Here is a 3498-nt window from a genome sequence, read left to right on the forward strand (position 1 = left end):
GTGCCTGCCGTGCTGAGCGAACTCCTGGGCCTTCTGGACCTTGACGTTCTCACCGTCACCGGGAAGACCTTGCGGGAAAATCTTGCTGGCGTAAAAAAACGAAATCCAGAAGTCATCCTTTCCCGGCAAAAACCCCTTCGCAACCAAGGAGGGATCGCCATTCTGCGTGGCTCCCTCGCTCCTGGCGGGGCTGTGGTAAAGCAATCGGCAGTGTCTGAAAAGATAATGGTTCACACCGGCCCGGCCCGGGTTTTTGACACGGAGGACTCCGCACGGGAAGCAGTGTTTGCCAATAAAATCAAACCCGGAGAGATCATCTTCAACAGGTATGAAGGGCCTAAGGGAGGGCCGGGCATGCCGGAGATGCTCAGCGTGACCGCTGCCCTCGTGGGCATGGGATTGGCGGAGTCGGTCTCTTTGGTGACCGATGGTCGTTTCTCCGGCTCTACCCGGGGACCCTGCATCGGCCACATCGTCCCTGAGGCTCAAGAGGGAGGTCCTATTGCCCTGGTACGGGATGGAGACTTGATTAGTATCGATATTCCCCATCGTAAGCTGGACTTGCTCCTCTCTCCCGAGGAGATGGAAGAGCGAAGAAAAACCTGGTTTCCTCCCCCCCTGAAAGTTCAACGAGGTTATCTCAAGACTTATGCTGAACAAGTGAGCAGCGCAGATAAAGGGTGTATATGAGATTGAGGCGTTGCCAATTTTGGTCCGTCAAAAACCCCCCAATTTCTCTTTTCCTCTAAATTTATTATAATGGAAATCCCTTTGGGACATAGATGAACACAGATTTTCTGGATATTGAAGAATAAAAAAATCCCAGAAAAATTATATCTGCGTTTATCTGCGTAAATCTGTGTCCTATTTAATTTAAAGATGACATTCATCATTGCCCAAACAGAAAATTCAAGATAAATAAAAAATATGATTGACCAAACTATCGTCAAGCAAATTCGGAATATCGTCGGTAAGGAAAATGTCTTCGAGGATAAAGAGACGAGGATCTGTTATTCCTATGACGCAACCAACATCAAATACCTTCCTGACTTGGTCGTATATCCCCGCACTCGTGAGCAAATTGCCGCAATTCTTAAGCTGGCCAACGAGGCCAGGTTTCCAGTTATTCCCAGGGGTGCGGGCACGGGATTTACTGGCGGGACTCTTGCAGTGGAAGGCGGGGTGGTCCTGGTTCTGACCAAGATGAATCAAATCCTGCAAATTGATCCGGATAACCTATTGGCTATCGTCGAGCCGGGAGTGATTACCGCTGATCTGCAGAAAGAGGTAGAAAAGATCGGCCTTTTCTACCCTCCAGACCCGGCCAGTCTGAAAACTTCCACCTTAGGGGGGAACGTGGCCGAATGCGCCGGGGGGCCCCGGGCGGTGAAATATGGGGTGACCAAGGACTACGTGTTGGGCCTGGAAATCGTCCTGCCCACAGGAGAGATCATTTCCACGGGTGTCCAGACGGTCAAAAGCGTGGTGGGATACGATCTGACCAAGCTCCTGGTAGGTTCGGAAGGAACCCTAGGCATCATCACCAAAATTATCCTCCGCCTGATTCCCTTGCCCAAAGCCAAGCGTACTCTGCTGGCTATTTTTCCCACCATCGAAGCCGCGGCTACCACCGTCTCCCAGATCATCAGCTCCCGCATCATTCCGACTACGTTGGAATTTATGGACAACGCCACCATCCGCTGCGTGGAAGATTATTTGCACATGGGCCTTCCCGTGGAAGCCGGAGCTCTCTTGATCATCGAGGTAGACGGAGAGCCGGAAGTCATCGCCCGGGACATCCTGAAAATTCAGAAGATCTGCCTGGCCAACCAGGCCCTTGAGGCCAAAGCTGCCAAAGATGATAAGGAAGCAGAGGAGCTCTGGAAAGCCCGGCGGTCGGTTTCGCCGGCGCTGGTAAAACTCAATCCAACAAAAATCAATGAAGACATCACGGTTCCTCGTTCGAAAGTGGCCGAGATTCTCCGCCGGGTAGAGGCCATCGCCAAGAAGAATCAATTGACCATCGTCAATTTCGGCCATGCCGGCGACGGGAACATCCACGTGAACGTAATGATCGATAAACGCCGGCCCGGCGAGGAGGAACGAGCTCATGCCGCCGTGCAACAAATCTTCGAAGCCGCTCTGGATTTGGGCGGCACCCTTTCAGGGGAGCATGGCATCGGCATTACCAAAGCCCCTTATATCGCCATGGAACTGGGTGATATGGGCGTGGAAGTGATGAAGCGGATTAAGAAAGCTTTCGATCCGAATAATATTTTAAATCCCGGGAAGATATTCCCCAAAAGTAGGCAAGAGGCTATAGGCTAAGGGCTATAGGCAATAATAGTGAGTAGTAAGGTGTGAATGGGGAGTTGTAAGAAAACGGAAGATTGCTATGAAAACATTATTAGAAGTTACTGAGGAAGCCAGGCAGTGCGTGAAGTGCGGCAACTGCATGGCCCAGTGCCCGGTTTATATAGAAACATTGGAAGAACCCCTGGTAGCCCGCGGGAAATTGGGGTTGATCGAAGCCGTGGGTGAAGGAGACAGCGAGTTCAACAAGCGGTTCGGCAAAATACTTTCCCAGTGCCTGCTCTGCGGGACCTGCGCCGAAAATTGCCCGAACGGAATCCGGGCCGATGAGATTATCCGCGAAGCCCGCTCCCTGCTGGTCAAAGAAAAGGGTCTCCCCCTCCCCCAAAAAGCGATTTTTAGCTATCTGCTGAACAGCGACCATTTCATGCCCTTGCTCTTGAAGGGTGGAGCAACCCTTCAAAATCTTTTCTTGAAACGGATTCCGGAAGAGAGCGGCTTACACTTGCGTTTTCCCGTTCCCGTGTTGGACCGGCGCCGGGTCATTCCGCCGCTGGCGCATGACTTCTTTTTAGATTTGCACTCCGGGTGGGTGCGCGCGGAAAAAGAGACGATGCGGGTGGGCCTCTTCGTGGGGTGCGTAAGCAATTATTTTTTCCCGCGCATCGGCAGATCCGCATTAAATCTTTTCCTCCGTCACGGAGCTTCGGTCTTTATTCCCGAAAGCCAGCGCTGTTGCGGGCTTCCGGCTTATGGTTCCGGAGATGAGGAAACTCCCCGCTCTTTGGCCCGGAAAAACATCGAAGCTTTTGACGAAGAGAGGTTGGAAAAAATCATTGCCCCGTGTGCCTCATGTGCTTCCATGCTCAAGTTGGATTATCCTTTGCTCTTCGACGAATCCGACCCTTTCCGAATTCGGGCAATAAATTTTTCTTCCCAGGTCGTCGATGCCTCTCAATTTTTAGGAGGATTGTTGGCACCCCCATCAGGGGAGAAAGGGCAACGCCAGAAAGCCCTGCGGGTTACTTATCATGACCCGTGCCACCTTCGCCGCAAACTGGGGATTTTCAAAGAACCGCGCAATCTATTGCAAGCCTTACCTGGCCTGGAATACGTTGAGATGTCCGAGGCCAACCGCTGCTGCGGCCAGGGGGGAAGTTTTAACCTCGCCAACTATGACCTTTC

General features: G+C 52.1%; 3 protein-coding genes. All 3 read left to right on the forward strand.

Features of this window, described 5'->3' with window-relative positions; genetic code table 11:
• Positions 1-690, forward strand: a 690-nt coding sequence (locus Q7V48_10195; protein MDO9211100.1) for a dihydroxy-acid dehydratase, incomplete at its 5' end; no start/stop codon positions are given.
• Positions 691-927: 237 nt separating this feature from the next.
• A complete protein-coding gene (locus tag Q7V48_10200) occupies positions 928-2328 on the forward strand; it encodes an FAD-linked oxidase C-terminal domain-containing protein (GenBank protein ID MDO9211101.1) in 1401 nt (466 codons plus the stop codon).
• 67 nt (positions 2329-2395) lie between these two features.
• The coding region (locus Q7V48_10205) for a (Fe-S)-binding protein (GenBank protein ID MDO9211102.1) at positions 2396-3498 on the forward strand (1103 nt) is incomplete at its 3' end.

This window comes from Deltaproteobacteria bacterium, from assembly GCA_030654105.1.
In the GTDB taxonomy this organism is placed as follows: Bacteria; Desulfobacterota; SM23-61; order SM23-61; family SM23-61; genus JAHJQK01.

Coding starts and splice junctions, on each gene's coding strand:
- Q7V48_10200 (MDO9211101.1), top strand. CDS start 928: ATGATTGACCAAACTATCGTCAAGCAAATTCGGAATATCGTCGGTAAG.